Raw genomic sequence first — 21,474 nt, 5'->3', positions numbered from 1 at the left:
CCGAACAGGACCGTGAAACGACTCCACGCCGATGATAGTGCGGATTGCCCGTGTGAAAGTAGGTAATCGTCAGGCTCCCCCACAAGCCAGAAACCCCACCCCCAGCGGTGGGGTTTTTGCGTTTACGGAAAGCTAACAGCCAATCACTATATAAGTGAGAGCTTTGCGATCGGAACGGTCAAGCAGGTCTTGACAAAACGACGTTGTTCCCCCATAATCGTTAGTTCTCTGCGGAGGGGTGCCCGAGTGGCTAAAGGGGGCAGACTGTAAATCTGTTGGCTTACGCCTACGTTGGTTCGAATCCAACCTCCTCCACCAGAATGCAAGTTGTAGCAGTTGTTGGGAATCCATGGCCTTGCGGGTGTAGCTCAATGGTAGAGCAGAAGCCTTCCAAGCTTACGACGAGGGTTCGATTCCCTTCACCCGCTCCAGCAACACAGATGTAACGCCCATGTGGCTCAGTGGTAGAGCACTCCCTTGGTAAGGGAGAGGTCGGCAGTTCGATCCTGCCCATGGGCACCAGAAGTACTCGGTGATTGTTTGCGCCCGGCGCAACGTACGGAAAATCCTCTTAGGAGTCGAAAATGGCCAAGGGTAAGTTTGAGCGGACCAAGCCGCACGTGAACGTGGGCACGATCGGTCACGTTGACCACGGCAAGACCACGCTGACGGCAGCGATCACGACGGTTCTGACGCAGAAGTTTGGCGGCGAGGCGAAGGCCTACGACCAGATCGACGCGGCGCCGGAAGAAAAGGCACGTGGCATTACCATCAATACCGCGCACGTCGAGTACGAAACGGCTAACCGCCACTACGCACACGTCGACTGCCCGGGCCACGCTGACTACGTGAAGAACATGATCACGGGCGCGGCACAGATGGACGGCGCGATCCTGGTGTGCTCGGCTGCTGACGGCCCGATGCCGCAAACGCGTGAGCACATCCTGCTGGCGCGTCAAGTTGGCGTTCCGTACATCATCGTGTTCCTGAACAAGTGCGACATGGTGGACGACGCCGAGCTGCTGGAGCTCGTCGAGATGGAAGTGCGCGAACTTCTGTCGAAGTACGACTTCCCGGGCGACGACACGCCGATCATCAAGGGTTCGGCCAAGCTGGCGCTGGAAGGCGACAAGGGCGAGCTGGGCGAAGTGGCGATCATGAACCTGGCCGACGCGCTGGACACGTACATCCCGACGCCGGAACGCGCGGTTGACGGTTCGTTCCTGATGCCGGTGGAAGACGTGTTCTCGATCTCGGGTCGTGGCACGGTGGTGACGGGCCGCGTCGAGCGTGGCGTGATCAAGGTCGGCGAGGAAATCGAGATCGTCGGTATCCGGGCAACGGCCAAGACGACCTGCACGGGCGTGGAAATGTTCCGCAAGCTGCTCGACCAGGGTCAGGCCGGCGACAACGTTGGTATCCTGCTGCGCGGCACGAAGCGTGAAGACGTGGAGCGTGGTCAGGTTCTGGCCAAGCCGGGTTCGATCAACCCGCACACCCACTTCACGGCTGAAGTGTACGTGCTCAGCAAGGACGAAGGCGGCCGTCACACGCCGTTCTTCAACAACTACCGTCCGCAGTTCTACTTCCGTACGACCGACGTGACGGGCTCGATCGAGCTGCCGAAGGACAAGGAAATGGTGATGCCGGGCGACAACGTGTCGATCACGGTGAAGCTGATCAACCCGATCGCGATGGAAGAAGGTCTCCGCTTCGCAATCCGCGAAGGTGGCCGTACGGTCGGCGCTGGTGTCGTCGCAAAGATCATCGAGTAACGCCAGACAGTTCTCGATAATCGGCTGTATCGGGGTTGGCGGTGTCGTCAACCCCACATGGTTTAGGGGTATAGCTCAACTGGCAGAGCGTCGGTCTCCAAAACCGAAGGTTGGGGGTTCGATTCCCTCTGCCCCTGCCAACTATCGCGTCGTAGTGGCGCTCGTTAAGGTGTTATGGCGAATCCTTCCGTCGAAACTGTGAATACATCCGGCGACAAGATGATGTTGATCGCCGGTGTGTTGCTGGTCTTGGCCGGGTTCGTGGGGTTCTTCTGGCTTAGTGGCCAGGAATGGTACATCCGCGGAGCCGCCTTGGCTGTTGGTGCGATCGCGGGTGTCGCAGTCGGGCTTCTCTCAGCGCCGGGCAAGGGTTTCATCGCTTTCGCCAGAGACTCGTACAAAGAAGTCCGTAAGGTCGTTTGGCCGACTCGCAAAGAAGCCACCCAAACGACGCTTGTAGTGTTCGGCTTCGTAGTCGTGATGGCCATCTTCCTCTGGATTTGTGATAAATCCATTGAGTGGGCGATTTTCTCGGCGATTCTGGGTTGGAAATGATATGAGTGATACTCCGGCATCCCCGAGCGGCAAACGTTGGTACGTGGTGCACGCATACTCAGGTATGGAGAAGAGTGTGCAGCGAGCGCTCCAAGAGCGCATTGAGCGGGCTGGCATGCAGGATCAGTTTGGCCAGATCCTCGTTCCCACAGAAGAAGTTGTTGAGGTAAAGGGCGGTCACAAATCAGTGACGGAACGCCGTTTCTTCCCCGGCTACGTTCTAGTCGAGATGGAAATGACGGATGAAACGTGGCACCTGGTGAAGAACACGGCCAAGGTGACCGGTTTTGTAGGGGGGGCGCGCAACCGCCCTAGTCCGATTTCCCCGCGGGAAGTCGAAAAAATCATGTCGCAAATGCAGGAGGGCGTGGAGAAGCCACGTCCGAAGACCCTGTTCGAAGTGGGCGAGATGGTGCGGGTAAAAGAAGGCCCGTTCACAGATTTCAACGGCAGCGTCGAAGAAGTGAACTACGAAAAGTCGCGAGTCCGTGTTTCCGTTACGATCTTCGGCCGGGCAACGCCGGTCGAGTTGGAATTCGGTCAGGTCGAAAAGTTGTAGTCCTAGTTTTACGGAACGCACCGCTGGGTGCGTTCCGTATTTCGCGCTTACGGTCCGCGTAATGGCCGTTGAGGAGCGTAATTAGCCAAGCGTCGGCGAACACGCGCTACTACTCACTGAGCGTCCGCACGTAGGTCGGCGTTCCAAAGAGGTTCTCGAAATGGCAAAGAAAATTATCGGCTTTATTAAGCTGCAGATTCCTGCAGGTAAAGCCAACCCGTCGCCGCCGGTTGGTCCGGCACTGGGTCAGCGCGGCCTAAACATCATGGAGTTCTGCAAGGCGTTCAACGCGCAGACTCAAGCAATGGAGCCGGGTCTGCCGATTCCTGTTGTGATCACGGCATTCGCAGACAAGAGCTTCACATTCGTTCTGAAGACGCCGCCGGCAACGGTTTTGATCAAGAAGGCAGCGAAGCTCGACAAGGGTTCAAGCAAGCCGCATACCGACAAGGTCGGCAAGATCACCCGCGCTCAAGCCGAAGATATCGCCAAGACCAAGATGCCCGATCTGACGGCTGCTGATTTGGACGCAGCGGTTCGTACGATCGCTGGTAGCGCCCGCTCGATGGGCATCACCGTGGAGGGCGTGTAAATGGCTAAGCTTTCGAAGCGTCTGCAAGCATTTGCAGCCAAAGTGGATCGTCAGAAGCTGTATCCGATCGAGGATGCTTTGTCGCTCGTGAAGGAATGTGCAAGCGCGAAGTTCGACGAGTCGATCGACGTCGCCGTGCAACTCGGCATCGACGCAAAGAAATCGGATCAAGTGGTTCGTGGCTCGGTCGTGCTGCCGGCTGGTACTGGTAAGTCGGTCCGTGTCGCTGTGTTCGCGCAGGGCGACAAGGCTGAGCAGGCTCGTGCGGCTGGTGCTGACGTCGTCGGTATGGAAGACCTCGCTGAACAGGTCAAGGCCGGCAACCTGAACTTCGACATCGTGATCGCTTCGCCGGACACGATGCGTATTGTCGGTACGCTCGGTCAGATCCTCGGCCCGCGCGGTCTGATGCCGAACCCGAAGGTCGGCACGGTCACGCCGGACGTCGCGACCGCGGTCAAGAACGCCAAGGCGGGTCAGGTGCAATTCCGTGTCGACAAGGCCGGTATCATCCACGCAACGATCGGCCGTGCTTCGTTCGAACCGGCAGCTCTGCGCAACAACCTGAACGCGCTGATCGAAGCGCTGCAAAAGGCGAAGCCGGCAACGAGCAAGGGTGTGTACCTCCGCAAGGTCGCTCTGTCGAGCACGATGGGTGTTGGCGTTCGCGTCGACCAAACGTCGATCGCTGCACAGTAATGAATTTGGCCGCTCCGGTGCGAATCGGAGCGGTTTTTATGGGCTTTGGGCGGTTGCGAGGTGGCAGTCTGCACTGCGCAACCGGTTGTCAAAGACCGTTGGCGGGCACGCAGCAGGTAGGCGGGTCCTTAATGTAAAGCCAACGCAGATGGCGAACCCGAAAAGGTTTTGTAGTGATGAAGCCGTCGGATGTCCGTGGGAATGCGGGCTTCGGACGGTCGAAATACTCCTGACTGGTCGGACGCCGTTATTGAATGCGGTACACATGGCGCACGCTGCGTGTATCGAATCTGGAGGTTAACCGTGCCACTCAACAAAGAAAGCAAGCAGGCCGTCGTCGCTGAGGTTGCCGCGCAAGTCGCGAAAGCTCAGACCGTGGTTCTGGCTGAGTATCGTGGAATCGCGGTTGGCGATCTGACCAAGCTGCGCGCGAAAGCGCGTGAGCAACAGGTTTACCTTCGCGTGTTGAAGAACACGCTGGCGCGTCGCGCCGTTGAGGGTACCCCGTTTGCTCCGCTGGCAGAGCAGATGACTGGCCCCCTGATCTACGGCATCTCCGAAGATGCAATTGCTGCTGCTAAGGTCGTCAATGACTTCAGCAAGAGCAATGACAAGTTGGTCATCAAGGCTGGTTCCTACGAAGGCAAGGTGATGGACAAGGCGGGCGTGCAAGCGCTGGCAAACATCCCGAGCCGCGAAGAACTGCTCTCCAAGCTGTTGTTCGTTATGCAGGCACCTGTTTCTGGCTTTGCGCGCGCTCTGGCCGCGCTTGCAGAAAAGAAACAAGGCGAAGAAACCGCTGCGTAATGCACTTCAGTCGAGCGTAATTGATCGCTGGCTGTATCCGAATTCAATTTAGGAGTATTTCAAATGGCAATCGCAAAAGAAGACATCCTCGAAGCCGTAGGCTCGATGTCGGTTCTGGAACTGAACGAGCTGGTCAAGGCGTTCGAAGAAAAGTTTGGCGTGTCGGCAGCTGCTGTTGCAGTGGCAGGCCCGGCAGGTGCAGCCGGCGGCGCAGCTGCTGCTGAAGAGCAGACCGAATTCACGGTCATCCTGGCTGAGACCGGTGCAAACAAGGTTTCGGTCATTAAGGCTGTTCGCGAACTGACGGGTCTCGGCCTGAAGGAAGCGAAGGATCTGGTCGACGGCGCACCGAAGCCCGTTAAGGAAGCGGTGCCCAAGGCTGCTGCTGAAGAAGCCAAGAAGAAGCTGGAAGAAGCCGGCGCGAAGGTTGAAATCAAGTAAGCTTCAGCGCGCTGTGCGAAGGCTGGCGGTTTTCCACCGCCGGCCTTTTTGTGCTTTGTGGAGGACGCGTTTTTGCAGGTGTATGCCAGCAGGAATGTGATTTCCAGAAGCCAAAGAGAAACGCCCTCGGTAATATTGACCGGCGTTTCTCTTTGTCTTCTGAAGCGACTGCAGAAGGCAAGTTTGGTCGGGTAGCGGGCAACACAGGCATCCGCTGCCGTCAGCCAGCGGTTGGTAGCGGCCAACCACCAAGCTTCTAGGCTCGTTCAAGCCATCGGACGGCCATCGGGTCTCAGTCGGTGAACACTCGGGTTGTCTCATCAAGGTATCCTGCCTCGACAACTATGCCCGCCGTGATTCGGAGATCGTATGCAATATTCCTTCACCGAGAAGAAGCGTATTCGCAAGAGTTTTGCGAAGCGCCCCATCGTTCACCAAGTACCTTTCCTGCTGGCTACCCAGCTTGAATCATTCAGCACGTTTCTGCAAGCAGATACGTCGTCTACTCAACGCAAGCCGGAAGGCCTGCAGGCCGCGTTCACTTCCGTTTTCCCGATCGTTTCGCACAACGGTTTCGCGCGTCTCGAGTTCGTCAGCTACATGCTGTCTCCGCCGGCATTCAACATCAAGGAATGCCAGCAGCGCGGTCTGACGTACTGCTCGGCGCTGCGCGCCAAGGTGCGTCTGGTGCTGCTCGACAAGGAATCGCCGAGCAAGCCGGTCGTCAAGGAAGTGAAGGAACAGGAAGTATACATGGGCGAAATTCCGCTCATGACACCGACCGGTTCGTTCGTCATCAACGGCACGGAACGTGTGATCGTTTCGCAGCTGCACCGTTCGCCGGGTGTGTTCTTCGAACACGACAAGGGCAAGACGCACAGCTCGGGCAAGCTGCTGTTTTCGGCACGTATCATTCCTTACCGTGGCTCGTGGCTCGACTTCGAGTTCGACCCGAAGGACGTGCTGTACTTCCGCGTCGACCGCCGCCGCAAGATGCCGGTCACGATCCTGTTGAAGGCAATCGGCCTGACGCCGGAACAGATCCTCGCAAACTTCTTCGTGTTCGACAATTTCACGCTGATGCCGGAAGGCGCGCAGATGGAATTCGTGCCGGAGCGTCTGCGCGGTGAAGTCGCGCGCTTCGATATCACGGACCGCGACGGCAACGTGATCGTCCAGAAGGACAAGCGGATCAACGCCAAGCATATTCGCGACCTGGACAACGCGAAAACCAAGTTCATCTCGGTACCGGAAGACTATCTGCTCGGCCGCGTGCTCGCGAAGAACGTGATCGACGGCGATACGGGTGAAGTCATCGCGAACGCGAACGACGAAATCACGGAATCCGTGCTCGAGAAGCTGCGCGAAGCGAAGATCAAGGACATCCAGACGCTCTATACGAACGATCTAGACCAGGGTCCGTACATCTCGTCGACGCTGCGTATCGACGAAACGGCCGACAAGATGGCCGCGCGCATCGCAATCTACCGCATGATGCGCCCGGGCGAGCCGCCGACCGAAGAAGCGGTCGAGGCGTTGTTCAACCGCCTGTTCTACAGCGAAGAAGCGTACGACCTGTCGAAGGTGGGTCGGATGAAGTTCAACCGCCGCGTCGGCCGTGACGAAATCGTCGGCCCGATGACGCTGCAGGACGACGACATCCTCGCGACGATCAAGATCCTCGTCGAACTGCGCAACGGCAAGGGCGAAGTGGACGACATCGACCACCTCGGTAACCGTCGTGTGCGTTGCGTCGGCGAACTCGCGGAGAACCAGTTCCGCGCGGGCCTCGTGCGTGTCGAACGTGCTGTGAAGGAACGCCTCGGCCAGGCCGAAAGCGAAAACCTGATGCCGCACGACCTGATCAACTCGAAGCCGATTTCGTCGGCGATTCGCGAGTTCTTCGGTTCGTCGCAGCTGTCTCAGTTCATGGACCAGACCAACCCGCTGTCGGAAATCACGCACAAGCGTCGTGTTTCCGCACTGGGCCCGGGCGGTCTGACGCGTGAGCGCGCAGGCTTCGAAGTCCGCGACGTGCATCCGACCCACTACGGCCGTGTGTGCCCGATTGAAACGCCGGAAGGACCGAACATCGGTCTGATCAACTCGCTCGCTCTGTACGCGCACCTGAACGAATACGGCTTCCTCGAAACGCCGTATCGCAAGGTTGCCGACGGCAAGGTGACCGACCAGATCGATTACCTGTCGGCGATCGAAGAAGGCCGTTACGTGATCGCCCAGGCGAACGCGGCGGTGGCCGACGACGGCACGCTGACCGACGAACTCGTGTCGTCGCGTGAAGCGGGCGAAACGCTGATGGTCACGCCGGACCGCATCCAGTACATGGACGTGGCGCCGTCGCAGATCGTGTCGGTCGCAGCTTCGCTGATCCCGTTCCTCGAGCACGACGACGCGAACCGCGCATTGATGGGCTCGAACATGCAGCGCCAAGCTGTGCCGTGTCTGCGTCCGGAAAAGCCGGTCGTCGGTACGGGCATCGAGCGCACCGTGGCGGTCGACTCGGGCACGACGGTTCAGGCACTGCGTGGCGGAGTGGTCGATTACGTCGACGCGGGCCGTATCGTGATTCGCGTGAATGACGACGAAGCGGTCGCAGGTGAAGTCGGTGTCGACATTTACAACCTGATCAAGTACACGCGTTCGAACCAGAACACGAACATCAACCAGCGTCCGATCGTGAAGATGGGCGACAAGGTTGCGCGCGGTGACGTGCTGGCTGACGGCGCATCGACCGATCTGGGCGAGCTCGCGCTCGGCCAGAACATGTTGATCGCGTTCATGCCGTGGAACGGCTACAACTTCGAAGACTCGATCCTGATCTCGGAGAAGGTGGTTGCGGACGACCGTTACACGTCGATCCACATCGAAGAACTGAACGTCGTTGCTCGCGACACGAAGCTCGGACCGGAAGAAATCACGCGCGACATCTCGAACCTCGCGGAAGTGCAGCTTGGCCGTCTCGACGAGTCGGGCATCGTTTACATCGGCGCGGAAGTCGAAGCGGGCGACGTGCTGGTCGGCAAGGTCACGCCGAAGGGCGAAACCCAGCTGACTCCGGAAGAGAAGCTGCTGCGCGCGATCTTCGGTGAGAAGGCGTCTGACGTGAAGGACACGTCGCTGCGTGTGCCGTCGGGCATGAGCGGTACCGTGATCGACGTTCAGGTGTTCACGCGTGAAGGCATCCAGCGCGACAAGCGCGCCCAACAGATCATCGACGATGAACTGAAGCGCTATCGTCTCGACCTGAACGACCAGCTGCGTATCGTGGAAGGCGATGCGTTCCAGCGTCTCGCGCGTATGCTCGAAGGCAAGGTCGCGAACGGCGGTCCGAAGAAGCTCGCGAAAGGCACGAAGATCGAGCGCGCTTACCTTGAAGATCTGGACCACTACCACTGGTTCGACATCCGCCTCGCGGATGAAGAAGCAGCAGCCCAGCTCGAGGCGATCAAGAACTCGATCGAAGAGAAGCGTCACCAGTTCGATCTCGCGTTCGAAGAGAAGCGCAAGAAGCTGACCCAGGGCGACGAACTGCCGCCGGGCGTGCTGAAGATGGTGAAGGTGTATCTGGCGGTGAAACGCCGTCTGCAGCCCGGCGACAAGATGGCAGGCCGTCACGGTAACAAGGGTGTCGTGTCGAAGATCGTGCCGATCGAAGACATGCCGTACATGGCCGACGGCCGTCCGGCTGACGTCGTTCTGAACCCGCTCGGCGTGCCGTCGCGGATGAACGTGGGTCAGGTTCTCGAAGTGCATCTGGGTTGGGCCGCGAAGGGTCTCGGCTGGCGTATCGGCGAAATGCTCCAGCGTCAGGCGAAGATCGCAGAACTGCGCGAATTCCTGATCAAGATCTACAACGAATCAGGCCGTGCCGAAGAGCTGGATAGCTTCAGCGACGACGAAATCCTCGAACTGGCGAAGAACCTGCGCGAAGGCGTGCCGTTCGCAACGCCGGTGTTCGACGGTGCGACGGAAGAAGAAATGTCGCGCGCGCTGGATCTGGCGTTCCCGGACGACATCGCTGAAAACCTCGGCATGACGCCGTCGAAGAACCAGGTGCGTCTGTTCGACGGCCGCACGGGCGAGATGTTCGAACGTACGGTGACGGTCGGCTACATGCACTACCTGAAGCTGCACCACCTGGTCGACGACAAGATGCACGCGCGTTCCACGGGCCCATACTCGCTCGTGACGCAGCAGCCGTTGGGCGGTAAGGCGCAGTTCGGTGGCCAGCGTTTCGGTGAGATGGAAGTGTGGGCGCTCGAAGCGTACGGCGCATCGTACGTGCTGCAGGAAATGCTGACGGTGAAGTCGGACGACGTGACCGGCCGGACCAAGGTTTACGAGAACCTGGTGAAGGGCGATCACGTGATCGATGCCGGCATGCCTGAGTCGTTCAACGTGTTGGTGAAGGAAATCCGGTCGCTGGGTATCGACATCGACCTGGACCGGAACTAATCGGACTACTGGAGAGAAGCGATGAAAGCTTTGCTCGATCTATTCAAGCAAGTCCAACAACCTGAAGTTTTTGACGCGATCAAGATCGGTCTGGCCTCGCCTGACAAGATCCGTTCGTGGTCGTTCGGTGAAGTCAAAAAGCCGGAAACCATCAACTACCGCACGTTCAAGCCGGAGCGCGATGGTCTGTTCTGCGCGAAGATCTTTGGTCCGATCAAGGACTACGAATGCCTTTGCGGCAAGTACAAGCGCCTGAAGCACCGCGGCGTGATCTGCGAGAAGTGCGGCGTCGAAGTGACGCTCGCGAAGGTGCGTCGCGAGCGCATGGGCCACATTGAACTGGCCTCACCGGTCGCGCACATCTGGTTCCTGAAGTCGCTGCCGTCGCGTCTGGGCATGGTGCTCGACATGACGTTGCGCGATATCGAGCGCGTGCTGTACTTCGAAGCATACGTGGTGATCGATCCGGGCATGACGCCGCTCAAAACGCGGCAGATCATGACCGAAGAGGATTACTACAACAAGGTCGAGGAATACGGTGACGAATTCCGTGCCGAAATGGGCGCGGAAGGTATTCGCGAGCTGCTGCGTGCGATCAACATCGACGAGCAGGTCGAAATGCTGCGCACGGAACTGCGCAACACCGGCTCGGAAGCGAAGATCAAGAAGTACGCGAAGCGCCTGAAGGTGCTTGAGGCGTTCCAGCGTTCGGGCATCAAGCCGGACTGGATGGTCCTCGAAGTGCTGCCGGTGCTGCCGCCGGAACTGCGTCCGCTGGTGCCGCTCGACGGCGGCCGTTTCGCGACGTCGGATCTGAACGACCTGTATCGCCGCGTGATCAACCGTAACAACCGGTTGAAGCGTCTGCTCGAGCTGAAGGCACCTGAAATCATCGTCCGCAACGAAAAGCGGATGCTGCAGGAAGCCGTCGACTCGCTGCTCGACAACGGCCGTCGCGGCAAGGCGATGACCGGTGCGAACAAGCGTCCGCTGAAGTCGCTCGCTGACATGATCAAGGGTAAGGGCGGTCGCTTCCGTCAGAACCTGCTCGGTAAGCGTGTCGACTACTCCGGCCGTTCGGTGATCGTGGTCGGCCCGACGCTGAAGCTGCATCAGTGCGGTCTGCCGAAGCTGATGGCACTCGAACTGTTCAAGCCGTTCATCTTCAACAAGCTCGAAGTGATGGGTGTCGCTACCACCATCAAGGCTGCGAAGAAGGAAGTCGAGAACCAGACGCCGGTGGTGTGGGACATCCTCGAAGAGGTGATCCGCGAACATCCGGTCATGCTGAACCGTGCGCCGACGCTGCACCGTCTCGGCATCCAGGCTTTCGAGCCCGTGCTGATCGAAGGTAAGGCAATCCAGCTGCACCCGCTCGTCTGCGCGGCGTTCAACGCCGACTTCGACGGTGACCAGATGGCCGTTCATGTGCCGCTGTCGCTCGAAGCGCAGATGGAAGCGCGCACGCTCATGCTCGCGTCGAACAACGTGCTGTTCCCGGCAAACGGGGATCCGTCGATCGTGCCGTCGCAGGACATCGTGCTCGGCCTGTACTACGCGACGCGCGAAGCGGTGAACGGCAAGGGCGAAGGCCTGACGTTCACGGGCGTGTCGGAAGTGCTGCGCGCGTACGAGAACAAGGAAGTCGAGCTTGCCTCGCGCGTCAACGTGCGGATCACCGAAATGGTCCACAACGAAGACAAGTCGGAAGGCGCGCCGGCGTTCGTGCCGAAGATCACGCTGTACGCGACCACGGTTGGCCGCTCGATCCTGTCGGAAATCCTGCCGCCGGGTCTGCCGTTCTCGGTGCTGAACAAGCCGCTGAAGAAGAAGGAAATCTCGCGTCTGATCAACACCGCGTTCCGCAAGTGCGGTCTGCGTGAGACGGTGATTTTCGCCGACCAGTTGATGCAGTCGGGCTTCCGTCTGGCAACGCGCGCTGGTATTTCGATCTGCGTCGACGACATGCTCGTGCCGCCGCAGAAAGAAACTATCGTCGGCGATGCCGCGAAGAAGGTGAAGGAATACGACCGTCAGTACATGTCGGGTCTCGTCACCGCCCAGGAACGCTACAACAACGTGGTCGACATCTGGTCGGCAACGTCGGAAGCAGTCGGCAAGGCGATGATGGAACAGCTGTCGACGGAACCGGTCACGGACCGTGACGGCAACCAGACGCGTCAGGAGTCGTTCAACTCCATCTACATGATGGCGGACTCGGGCGCTCGTGGTTCCGCGGTTCAGATTCGTCAGCTGGCAGGTATGCGCGGCCTGATGGCGAAGCCGGACGGCTCGATCATCGAGACGCCGATTACGGCGAACTTCCGCGAAGGTCTGAACGTGTTGCAGTACTTCATCTCGACCCACGGTGCACGTAAGGGTCTGGCTGATACGGCGCTGAAGACCGCGAACTCGGGTTACCTGACGCGTCGTCTGGTCGACGTGACGCAGGATCTGGTCGTCGTCGAGGAAGATTGCGGCACGTCGAACGGCGTGGCGATGAAGGCGCTGGTGGAAGGCGGTGAAGTGGTCGAAGCGCTGCGTGACCGTATTCTGGGTCGCGTGGCCGTGGCTGACATCGTCAACCCGGAATCGCAGGAAACGCTGTTCGAAGCGGGCACGTTGCTCGACGAAGACGCGGTCGAAGATATCGAACGCCTCGGCATCGACGAAGTGCGCGTGCGCACGCCGCTCACCTGCGAAACGCGCTACGGTCTGTGCGCGGCCTGCTACGGTCGCGACCTCGGCCGCGGCTCGCTGGTGAACGTCGGCGAAGCGGTCGGCGTGATCGCGGCGCAGTCGATCGGTGAACCGGGCACGCAGCTCACGATGCGTACGTTCCACATCGGTGGCGCGGCGTCGCGTGCGGCGGTGGCTTCGTCGGTCGAAGCGAAGTCGAACGGTACGGTGCGTTTCACGTCGACGATGCGTTACGTCACGAATGCGAAGGGCGAACAGATCGTCATCTCGCGTTCGGGCGAAGCGATGATCACCGACGATCACGGCCGCGAGCGCGAGCGTCACAAGGTGCCGTACGGCGCGACGCTGCTGCAGCTCGACGGTGCGCAGATCAAGGCCGGCACGCAACTGGCCACGTGGGATCCGATGACGCGTCCGATCATCACCGAGTACGGTGGTACGGTGAAGTTCGAGAACGTCGAGGAAGGCGTGACGGTCGCGAAGCAGATCGACGACGTGACGGGTCTGTCCACGCTCGTCGTGATCGACGTGAAGCGTCGTGGTTCGCAGGCGTCGAAGACGGTGCGTCCGCAGGTCAAGCTGCTCGATGCGAACGGCGAGGAAGTGAAGATCCCGAACACCGAGCACTCGGTGCAGATCGGCTTCCAGGTCGGCGCGCTGATCACCGTGAAGGACGGTCAGCAGGTGCAGGTCGGTGAAGTGCTTGCACGTATCCCGACCGAATCGCAGAAGACGCGTGACATTACCGGTGGTCTGCCGCGTGTGGCGGAACTGTTCGAAGCACGTTCGCCGAAGGACGCAGGTATCCTGGCGGAAGTCACGGGTACGACGTCGTTCGGTAAGGACACGAAGGGCAAGCAGCGTCTCGTTATCACGGACCTCGAGGGCAACCAGCACGAGTTCCTGATCGCGAAGGAAAAGCAGGTTCTGGTGCACGATGGTCAGGTCGTCAACAAGGGCGAAATGATCGTCGACGGACCGGCGGATCCGCACGACATCCTGCGTCTGCAGGGCGTCGAGGCGCTGTCGCGTTACATCGTGGACGAAGTGCAGGACGTGTACCGTCTGCAGGGCGTGAAGATCAACGACAAGCACATTGAAGTGATCGTGCGTCAGATGCTGCGCCGCGTGCAGATCACCGACAACGGCGATACGCGTTTCATCCCGGGCGAACAGGTCGAGCGATCGGACATGCTCGACGAGAACGACCGTATGATCGCGGAAGACAAGCGTCCGGCAACGTACGAAAACGTGCTGCTTGGTATCACGAAGGCGTCGCTGTCGACCGATTCGTTTATCTCCGCGGCGTCGTTCCAGGAAACGACCCGCGTGCTGACCGAAGCGGCGATCATGGGCAAGCGCGACGACCTGCGTGGCCTGAAGGAAAACGTGATCGTCGGCCGTCTGATTCCGGCCGGTACGGGTCTCGCGTTCCACAAGGCGCGCAAGAGCAAGGAACTGGCCGACCGCGAGCGTTTCGATCAGATCGCAGCGGAAGAGTCGTTCGAATTCGGTACGCCGGAAACCCCGGCCGCCGAACAGCAGCACTCGGGCGAGTAAGTGCTGGCGGCGCAAGCCGCCTTGCCTGACGCGCCACCAAAGCCGCTCAGTTTCGACTGAGCGGCTTTTTTTTGCTCATTTTTTGCGCGTGCATCGGCGCCATGCGCGGGAGCACCCCTAGGCCGGATGGCCAAGGTTGTCGCAAAGCGCGGGCGCGGCGCAAATGCGTTGGTAAAATTCGTCTCACCGCCTGCGTGCCGTTCCCTTCGCCGTCTCTGTCAAATACATGTCCCGTCCGCTCGAAATCCTCAACGAAGTCTTTGGTTATCCCGCGTTCAGAGGGCAGCAGGGCGAAATTGTCGAGCACGTCGCCGATGGCGGCGATTGCCTCGTGCTGATGCCGACGGGCGGCGGCAAATCGCTGTGCTATCAGATTCCGTCGCTAGTGCGGCGCGAACGCGGCTTTGGCACCGGCATCGTGGTGTCGCCGCTGATCGCGCTGATGCAGGATCAGGTGGCCGCGTTGACCGAAGTCGGCGTGCGGGCCGCGTATCTGAATTCGACGCTGTCGAGCTCGGAGGCGATGGCCACCGAACGGGCGCTTCGCGACGGCGACATCGATCTGCTCTACGTCGCTCCGGAGCGACTGATGACGTCGCGCTTCCAGGAACTGCTCGAGCGCACGCGCATCGGCCTTTTCGCGATCGACGAAGCGCACTGTGTGTCGCAATGGGGACACGATTTCCGGCCCGAATATATCCAGCTGTCGGTACTGCACGAGCGCTTTCCTAATGTGCCGCGCATCGCGCTGACGGCGACCGCCGACGCGATCACGCGCGACGAAATCATTCACCGTCTCGCGCTCGAGGACGCGCGCGTGTTCGTGTCGAGTTTCGATCGGCCGAACATCCGCTATCGCATCGCTGAAAAAGACAACGCGCGCACGCAGCTGCTCGACTTCATCCGCGCCGAGCACACGAGGGCCGACGGCACGACCGACGCGGGCGTCGTCTATTGCCTGTCGCGCCGCAAGGTCGAGGAGACCGCGGAGTGGTTGAAGGAAAAGGGCATGCGCGCGCTGCCATACCACGCCGGCATGGAATTCGAAGTGCGCCAGAAGCATCAGGAAATGTTCCAGCGCGAGGAAGGCATCGTGATGTGCGCGACGATTGCGTTCGGCATGGGCATCGACAAACCCGATGTGCGGTTCGTCGCGCATCTGGATTTGCCAAAGAGCGTGGAAGGGTACTACCAGGAGACCGGCCGGGCGGGCCGCGACGGCCTACCGTCGAATGCGTGGATGGCCTACGGGCTCGGCGACGTCGTGCAGCAGCGCAAGATGATCGACGAATCCGAAGCCGATGACGCCCACAAGCGCGTCCAGACCGGCAAGCTCGATGCGTTGCTCGGTTTGTGCGAAACGGCGACCTGCCGGCGGGTGCGCCTGCTCGCGTACTTCGGCGAAACGAGCCAACCGTGCGGAAACTGCGACAACTGCCTCGAGCCGCCTCCGACCTGGGATGCGACGCGCGAGGCGCAGATGGCGCTGTCGTGCGTGTTTCGCGCGCAGCGTGCGAGCGGCTTTCATTTCGGCGCCGGACACTTGATCGACATTTTGCGCGGCAACCGCAGCGAGAAAATCCTGCAGCGCGGGCACGAGAAGCTGACCACGTTTGGGATTGGCGCGGCACTCGGTGAGCCGGAATGGCGTGCGATCTTCCGTCAGCTAGTCGCATTCGGCTACCTGACGGTCGACCACGAGGGCTTCGGGTCGCTCGTGCTCACGGAGGCGAGCAAGCCGGTGCTCAAGGGCGAGCAGAAGGTGACGATGCGGCGCTACGTCAAGCCCACACGCACGCGTCAATCGTCGGGGCGCACGAGCGAACGCGCCGATCCGACCATTGGGATGGGCCCTCGCGAGCGGGCCCGCTGGGAGCGTCTACGCATGTGGCGCACCGAAACCGCGAAGAGCGACGGCGTGCCGGCTTATGTGATTTTCCATGACGCGACGCTTGCGGAAATTGCCCGTCTCGGCCCCGATTCGATCGAAGATCTGCGTGGGATTCCAGGCATGGGCGCCCGTAAACTCGACCGTTTCGGTTACGAACTGCTGAACGTCGTAGCGGCCGACTGACCCCATCTGGCTATTTCGCCGGATTGACAGCGATGCGAAACATCGCAACCTGTTGACTCCCTTAGTATTTTCGGAATATTATGCTAGGTTCCGGTTCTTGGGATGCGTGCGCGCGGCTTCAGTTCGTGCGTAGGTAGGCCAACCGGAAGTTCGATGCGCAGGCGTTTCCGCTTTGCCCGGAAACAGATGCGTCGATTTTGTTCAATTTCAGGAATAAACAATGCCAACCATCAATCAACTGGTTCGCAAAGGCCGCACGTCGGAAACGACGAAGAGCAAGAGCCCGGCTTTGCAGGACTGCCCCCAGCGTCGCGGCGTGTGCACCCGTGTGTACACCACGACGCCGAAGAAGCCGAACTCGGCACTCCGTAAGGTCGCCAAGGTTCGTCTGACGAATGGCTTCGAAGTCATTTCGTACATCGGTGGTGAAGGCCACAACTTGCAGGAACACTCGGTCGTGCTGATTCGCGGCGGCCGTGTGAAGGACTTGCCGGGTGTGCGTTACCACATGGTTCGTGGCTCGCTGGATACCCAGGGCGTCAAGGACCGTAAGCAGGCTCGCTCGAAGTATGGTGCGAAGCGTGCTAAGGCTGGCAAGTAATTAGTCGGTCAATCGTAGTTTCAGGTCGCCTGCAAAGGCGGTAATAGCGATGGTGCCGGAATCGCCGGTGCTGTCGAGTAAGTGGTCACCCGACCAGGCTGGTTAGTCTTACGGATGAATCGGGTTAGTTGGTGGCCGCGGGGCTGCAAGCAGCTCCAACTGAAAAAGTAAAGGAAGAAACATGCCGCGTCGTCGCGAAGTCCCCAAGCGGGAAGTGTTGCCGGATCCGAAGTTCGGCAACGTTGATGTAGCAAAATTCATGAACGTGCTGATGCTCTCCGGCAAGAAGTCGGTTGCCGAGCGTATCGTGTACGGCGCTTTCGAACAGATTCAGACCAAGGGTGGCAAGGACCCGCTGGAAGTGTTCACGGTGGCGCTCAACAACGTCAAGCCGGTGGTCGAAGTGAAGAGCCGCCGCGTTGGTGGTGCGAACTATCAGGTTCCGGTCGAAGTGCGCCCGTCGCGTCGTATGGCATTGGCGATGCGTTGGCTGCGTGAAGCCGCGAAGAAGCGCAGCGAGAAGTCGATGGCCCTGCGTCTGGCAGGTGAACTCTCCGAAGCGGCCGAAGGCCGTGGCGGCGCGATGAAGAAGCGCGACGAAGTTCACCGGATGGCAGAAGCCAACAAGGCGTTCTCGCACTTCCGTTTCTAAGCTTTCCCGACCCCGGGTTTAGCGGAAAAGCGGAAAGAAATTCCGGGCGGGTGCGCTTCAAAGGCGCCTCGCCCGTTTGTGTTACAGCGCGATGGGCATCTCACGCATCGCGTCATCCCAATAGAGGATCAAAGTGGCTCGCAAGACTCCTATCGAGCGCTACCGTAACATCGGTATTAGCGCTCACATCGACGCCGGCAAAACGACGACGACCGAGCGCATTCTGTTCTACACGGGCGTGAACCACAAGATTGGTGAAGTTCACGACGGCGCTGCCACCATGGACTGGATGGAGCAGGAACAGGAACGCGGCATCACGATTACTTCCGCTGCTACCACGGCATTCTGGAAGGGCATGGCGGGCGACCGCGCCGAACACCGTATCAACATCATCGACACCCCGGGCCACGTCGACTTCACGATCGAAGTCGAGCGCTCGATGCGTGTGCTCGATGGCGCGTGCATGGTGTACTGCGCTGTGGGCGGCGTGCAGCCCCAGTCGGAAACCGTGTGGCGTCAGGCTAACAAGTACAAGGTCCCCCGTCTCGCGTTCATCAACAAGATGGACCGTACCGGCGCGAACTTCTTCAAGGTCTACGACCAGCTCAAGCTGCGTCTTAAGGCGAACCCCGTTCCGGTCGTCGTGCCTATTGGCGCGGAAGAGAACTTCACGGGCGTCGTCGATCTGTTGAAGATGAAGGCGATCATTTGGGACGACGCGTCCCAAGGCACCAAGTTCTCGTACGAAGACATCCCGGCAGAACTCGTCGACACGTGCAACGAATGGCGTGAAAAGATGGTCGAGGCTGCGGCTGAGGCGAACGAAGACATGATGAACAAGTACCTCGAGTCAGGTGAGCTGACCGAAGAGGAAATCATCAAAGGTCTGCGCGACCGTACGATCGCTTGTGAAATCCAGCCGATGCTGTGCGGCACCGCGTTCAAGAACAAGGGTGTGCAGCGCATGCTGGACGCCGTGCTCGACTTCCTGCCGTCGCCGATCGACATTCCGCCGGTTACCGGCGAACTGGAAAACGGTGAAAAGGCTGAGCGCCGCGCGGCCGACGACGAAAAGTTCTCGGCACTGGCATTCAAGATCATGACCGACCCGTTCGTCGGCCAGCTGATCTTCTTCCGTGTGTACTCGGGCGTCGTCAATTCGGGCGACACGGTGCTGAACGCGACCAAAGACAAGAAGGAACGTCTGGGTCGTATTCTGCAGATGCACGCGAACCAGCGCGAAGAAATCAAGGAAGTGCGCGCTGGCGACATCGCTGCTGCGGTCGGCCTGAAAGAGGCGACCACGGGCGACACGCTGTGCGATCCGCAGAACCCGATCGTGCTCGAACGCATGATTTTCCCGGAGCCGGTGATTTCGCAGGCTGTCGAGCCGAAGACCAAGGCTGACCAGGAAAAGATGGGTCTGGCACTGAACCGCCTGGCTCAGGAAGATCCGTCGTTCCGCGTTCAGACGGACGAAGAATCGGGTCAAACGATCATTTCGGGTATGGGCGAACTGCACCTCGAAATTCTGGTCGACCGGATGAAGCGTGAATTCGGCGTGGAAGCGACCGTCGGCAAGCCGCAGGTGGCTTACCGCGAAACGATCCGCAGCACGGCGGCTGACGTTGACGGCAAGTTCGTCAAGCAGTCGGGCGGCCGCGGTCAGTACGGTCACGCAGTCATCACGCTCGAGCCGAACGAACAAGGCAAGGGTTACGAATTCCTCGACGAGATCAAGGGCGGCGTGATTCCGCGCGAATACATTCCGGCAGTCGACAAGGGTATCCAGGAAACGCTGAAGGCTGGCGTGCTGGCAGGCTTCCCGGTCGTTGACGTTAAGGTTCACCTGACGTTCGGTTCGTATCACGACGTTGACTCGAACGAAAATGCGTTCCGCATGGCCGGTTCGATGGCGTTCAAGGAAGCAATGCGTAAGGCAAGCCCGGTCATCCTCGAACCGATGATGGCTGTAGAAGTCGAAACGCCGGAAGATTACATGGGCAACGTGATGGGCGACCTGTCGGGCCGTCGCGGTATCGTTCAGGGCATGGAAGACATGGTTGGTGGCGGCAAGATCGTTCGCGCCGAAGTGCCGCTGTCGGAAATGTTCGGCTACTCGACGTCGCTGCGTTCGCTGACGCAGGGTCGTGCAACGTACACGATGGAGTTCAAGCACTACGCTGAAGCTCCGCGTAACGTGTCGGAAGCGATCATCAACGCGAAGTCGAAGTAATCGCGCGGCAAAGTCATTCAACGATTAACTTACTGAAAGAAGAGAAACATGGCTAAAGGTAAATTCGAACGGACCAAGCCGCACGTGAACGTGGGCACGATCGGTCACGTTGACCACGGCAAGACCACGCTGACGGCAGCGATCACGACGGTTCTGACGCAGAAGTTTGGCGGCGAGGCGAAGGCCTACGACCAGATCGACGCGGCGCCGGAAGAAAAGGCACGTGGCATTACCATCAATACCGCGCACGTCGAGTACGAAACGGCTAACCGCCACTACGCACACGTCGACTGCCCGGGCCACGCTGACTACGTGAAGAACATGATCACGGGCGCGGCACAGATGGACGGCGCGATCCTGGTGTGCTCGGCTGCTGACGGCCCGATGCCGCAAACGCGTGAGCACATCCTGCTGGCGCGTCAGGTTGGCGTTCCGTACATCATCGTGTTCCTGAACAAGTGCGACATGGTGGACGACGCCGAGCTGCTGGAGCTCGTCGAGATGGAAGTGCGCGAACTTCTGTCGAAGTACGACTTCCCGGGCGACGACACGCCGATCATCAAGGGTTCGGCCAAGCTGGCGCTGGAAGGCGACAAGGGCGAGCTGGGCGAAGTGGCGATCATGAACCTGGCCGACGCGCTGGACACGTACATCCCGACGCCGGAGCGCGCGGTTGACGGTTCGTTCCTGATGCCGGTGGAAGACGTGTTCTCGATCTCGGGTCGTGGCACGGTGGTGACGGGCCGCGTCGAGCGTGGCGTGATCAAGGTCGGCGAGGAAATCGAGATCGTCGGTATCCGGGCAACGGCCAAGACGACCTGCACGGGCGTGGAAATGTTCCGCAAGCTGCTCGACCAGGGTCAGGCCGGCGACAACGTTGGTATCCTGCTGCGCGGCACGAAGCGTGAAGACGTGGAGCGTGGTCAGGTTCTGGCCAAGCCGGGTTCGATCAACCCGCACACCCACTTCACGGCTGAAGTGTACGTGCTCAGCAAGGACGAAGGCGGCCGCCACACGCCGTTCTTCAACAACTACCGTCCGCAGTTCTACTTCCGTACGACCGACGTGACGGGCTCGATCGAGCTGCCGAAGGACAAGGAAATGGTGATGCCGGGCGACAACGTGTCGATCACGGTGAAGCTGATCAACCCGATCGCGATGGAAGAAGGTCTCCGCTTCGCAATCCGCGAAGGTGGCCGTACGGTCGGCGCTGGTGTCGTCGCAAAGATCATCGAGTAAAATCGTAGAGTGCTGTAGCAGTATCTAGCGCCCGGGCTCGGGCGCTCGCTCTCCGCCAGCGCCCGAGCCTACGTTCTTTTTCTATTCGGCGGTGCAATACCGCCTCGCTCTTTCTAAGGAATTTGTCATGCAGAACCAGAAAATCCGCATTCGCCTGAAGGCTTTCGACTATCGCCTGATCGATCAATCGGCAGCTGAAATCGTCGACACGGCAAAGCGGACTGGCGCAATCGTTCGTGGCCCGGTGCCCCTGCCGACCCGCATTCAACGCTTCGACATCCTGCGTTCGCCGCACGTCAACAAGACGTCGCGCGATCAGCTCGAAATCCGCACGCACCAGCGTCTGATGGACATCGTCGACCCAACGGACAAGACCGTTGACGCGCTCATGAAGCTTGATCTGCCGGCTGGCGTGGACGTTGAAATCAAGCTGCAATAAGGCCTCAGCCGTTGTCCGGCGATCCGGACACCGCTAAGTCTTTGATTGCTTGCGGAAAACGAAAAGGCT

Annotated in this window: 15 protein-coding genes and 4 tRNA genes; all 19 read left to right on the top strand. The window is 59.8% G+C overall.

From position 1 onward, the window contains the following. Positions 1-232 precede the first annotated feature (232 nt). The 19 genes from VSR82_RS30500 to rpsJ all read left to right on the top strand — a co-directional run bounded on the left by VSR82_RS30500 (position 233) and on the right by rpsJ (position 21,405). Positions 233-318, top strand: a tRNA-Tyr gene (locus tag VSR82_RS30500). Between the two features lie 39 nt (positions 319-357). Continuing rightward, positions 358-431 (top strand) — tRNA-Gly (locus VSR82_RS30495). 16 nt (positions 432-447) lie between these two features. Continuing rightward, a tRNA-Thr gene (locus VSR82_RS30490) sits at positions 448-522 on the top strand. 62 nt (positions 523-584) lie between these two features. Next, positions 585-1,775 (top strand): elongation factor Tu, encoded by a 1,191-nt coding sequence (tuf, locus tag VSR82_RS30485; protein ID WP_013090760.1) that lies wholly within the window; start codon positions 585-587, stop codon positions 1,773-1,775. A 64-nt stretch (positions 1,776-1,839) separates the two neighbouring features. Further along, positions 1,840-1,915, top strand: a tRNA-Trp gene (locus VSR82_RS30480). Positions 1,916-1,949: 34 nt separating this feature from the next. Beyond that, the gene (gene secE, locus VSR82_RS30475; protein WP_410850202.1) at positions 1,950-2,330 is read left to right on the top strand and encodes a preprotein translocase subunit SecE; all 381 of its coding nucleotides are present in this window, start codon (positions 1,950-1,952) and stop codon (positions 2,328-2,330) included. A gap of 1 nt (position 2,331) precedes the next feature. Continuing rightward, complete coding sequence (nusG, locus tag VSR82_RS30470; RefSeq protein ID WP_075303275.1) at positions 2,332-2,889, top strand: transcription termination/antitermination protein NusG; 558 nt, start codon at positions 2,332-2,334, stop codon at positions 2,887-2,889. 160 nt (positions 2,890-3,049) lie between these two features. Further along, positions 3,050-3,481: a 50S ribosomal protein L11 gene (gene rplK / locus VSR82_RS30465; protein WP_008922976.1), complete on the top strand. Its 432-nt coding sequence runs from the start codon at positions 3,050-3,052 to the stop codon at positions 3,479-3,481. Further along, positions 3,482-4,180: a 50S ribosomal protein L1 gene (gene rplA, locus VSR82_RS30460; RefSeq protein WP_013090766.1), complete on the top strand. Its 699-nt coding sequence runs from the start codon at positions 3,482-3,484 to the stop codon at positions 4,178-4,180. A gap of 303 nt (positions 4,181-4,483) precedes the next feature. Beyond that, positions 4,484-4,987, top strand: coding sequence for a 50S ribosomal protein L10 (gene rplJ / locus VSR82_RS30455; protein WP_115781228.1), 504 nt, complete (start codon positions 4,484-4,486; stop codon positions 4,985-4,987). A 63-nt stretch (positions 4,988-5,050) separates the two neighbouring features. After that, a complete protein-coding gene (gene rplL / locus VSR82_RS30450) occupies positions 5,051-5,428 on the top strand; it encodes a 50S ribosomal protein L7/L12 (RefSeq protein WP_018420143.1) in 378 nt (125 codons plus the stop codon). Between the two features lie 369 nt (positions 5,429-5,797). Further along, positions 5,798-9,904 (top strand): DNA-directed RNA polymerase subunit beta, encoded by a 4,107-nt coding sequence (gene rpoB, locus VSR82_RS30445; protein WP_410850203.1) that lies wholly within the window; start codon positions 5,798-5,800, stop codon positions 9,902-9,904. Between the two features lie 21 nt (positions 9,905-9,925). Beyond that, positions 9,926-14,164 (top strand): DNA-directed RNA polymerase subunit beta', encoded by a 4,239-nt coding sequence (gene rpoC, locus VSR82_RS30440; RefSeq protein WP_429461695.1) that lies wholly within the window; start codon positions 9,926-9,928, stop codon positions 14,162-14,164. Between the two features lie 226 nt (positions 14,165-14,390). After that, positions 14,391-16,238, top strand: coding sequence for a DNA helicase RecQ (gene recQ / locus VSR82_RS30435; RefSeq protein WP_429461697.1), 1,848 nt, complete (start codon positions 14,391-14,393; stop codon positions 16,236-16,238). A gap of 220 nt (positions 16,239-16,458) precedes the next feature. Next, positions 16,459-16,839, top strand: coding sequence for a 30S ribosomal protein S12 (gene rpsL, locus VSR82_RS30430; protein WP_006053290.1), 381 nt, complete (start codon positions 16,459-16,461; stop codon positions 16,837-16,839). 181 nt (positions 16,840-17,020) lie between these two features. After that, a complete protein-coding gene (rpsG, locus tag VSR82_RS30425; RefSeq protein WP_006053291.1) occupies positions 17,021-17,491 on the top strand; it encodes a 30S ribosomal protein S7 in 471 nt (156 codons plus the stop codon). 133 nt (positions 17,492-17,624) lie between these two features. Beyond that, the gene (fusA, locus tag VSR82_RS30420; protein WP_368587865.1) at positions 17,625-19,727 is read left to right on the top strand and encodes an elongation factor G; all 2,103 of its coding nucleotides are present in this window, start codon (positions 17,625-17,627) and stop codon (positions 19,725-19,727) included. 48 nt (positions 19,728-19,775) lie between these two features. Beyond that, a complete protein-coding gene (gene tuf, locus VSR82_RS30415; RefSeq protein ID WP_013090760.1) occupies positions 19,776-20,966 on the top strand; it encodes an elongation factor Tu in 1,191 nt (396 codons plus the stop codon). Positions 20,967-21,093: 127 nt separating this feature from the next. Continuing rightward, the gene (gene rpsJ / locus VSR82_RS30410; protein ID WP_006998489.1) at positions 21,094-21,405 is read left to right on the top strand and encodes a 30S ribosomal protein S10; all 312 of its coding nucleotides are present in this window, start codon (positions 21,094-21,096) and stop codon (positions 21,403-21,405) included. Positions 21,406-21,474 lie beyond the last annotated feature (69 nt).

It is taken from the genome of Burkholderia sp. JPY481 (assembly GCF_038900515.1).
Classification (GTDB): Bacteria; Pseudomonadota; Gammaproteobacteria; order Burkholderiales; family Burkholderiaceae; genus Paraburkholderia; species Paraburkholderia youngii.
Note: the sequence above shows the minus strand (reverse complement) of the source record. Positions and strands in the feature narration are given on the sequence as shown.

Bases quoted from the DNA above. Each gene is read 5' to 3' on its own strand.
- rpoB (WP_410850203.1), top strand. From the start codon at position 5,798: ATGCAATATTCCTTCACCGAGAAGAAGCGTATTCGCAAGAGTTTTGCG.
- tuf (WP_013090760.1), top strand. From the start codon at position 585: ATGGCCAAGGGTAAGTTTGAGCGGACCAAGCCGCACGTGAACGTGGGC.
- rpsG (WP_006053291.1), top strand. From the start codon at position 17,021: ATGCCGCGTCGTCGCGAAGTCCCCAAGCGGGAAGTGTTGCCGGATCCG.
- rpsJ (WP_006998489.1), top strand. From the start codon at position 21,094: ATGCAGAACCAGAAAATCCGCATTCGCCTGAAGGCTTTCGACTATCGC.
- rpsL (WP_006053290.1), top strand. From the start codon at position 16,459: ATGCCAACCATCAATCAACTGGTTCGCAAAGGCCGCACGTCGGAAACG.
- rplK (WP_008922976.1), top strand. From the start codon at position 3,050: ATGGCAAAGAAAATTATCGGCTTTATTAAGCTGCAGATTCCTGCAGGT.
- secE (WP_410850202.1), top strand. From the start codon at position 1,950: ATGGCGAATCCTTCCGTCGAAACTGTGAATACATCCGGCGACAAGATG.
- rpoC (WP_429461695.1), top strand. From the start codon at position 9,926: ATGAAAGCTTTGCTCGATCTATTCAAGCAAGTCCAACAACCTGAAGTT.
- rplA (WP_013090766.1), top strand. From the start codon at position 3,482: ATGGCTAAGCTTTCGAAGCGTCTGCAAGCATTTGCAGCCAAAGTGGAT.
- recQ (WP_429461697.1), top strand. From the start codon at position 14,391: ATGTCCCGTCCGCTCGAAATCCTCAACGAAGTCTTTGGTTATCCCGCG.
- rplL (WP_018420143.1), top strand. From the start codon at position 5,051: ATGGCAATCGCAAAAGAAGACATCCTCGAAGCCGTAGGCTCGATGTCG.
- nusG (WP_075303275.1), top strand. From the start codon at position 2,332: ATGAGTGATACTCCGGCATCCCCGAGCGGCAAACGTTGGTACGTGGTG.
- tuf (WP_013090760.1), top strand. From the start codon at position 19,776: ATGGCTAAAGGTAAATTCGAACGGACCAAGCCGCACGTGAACGTGGGC.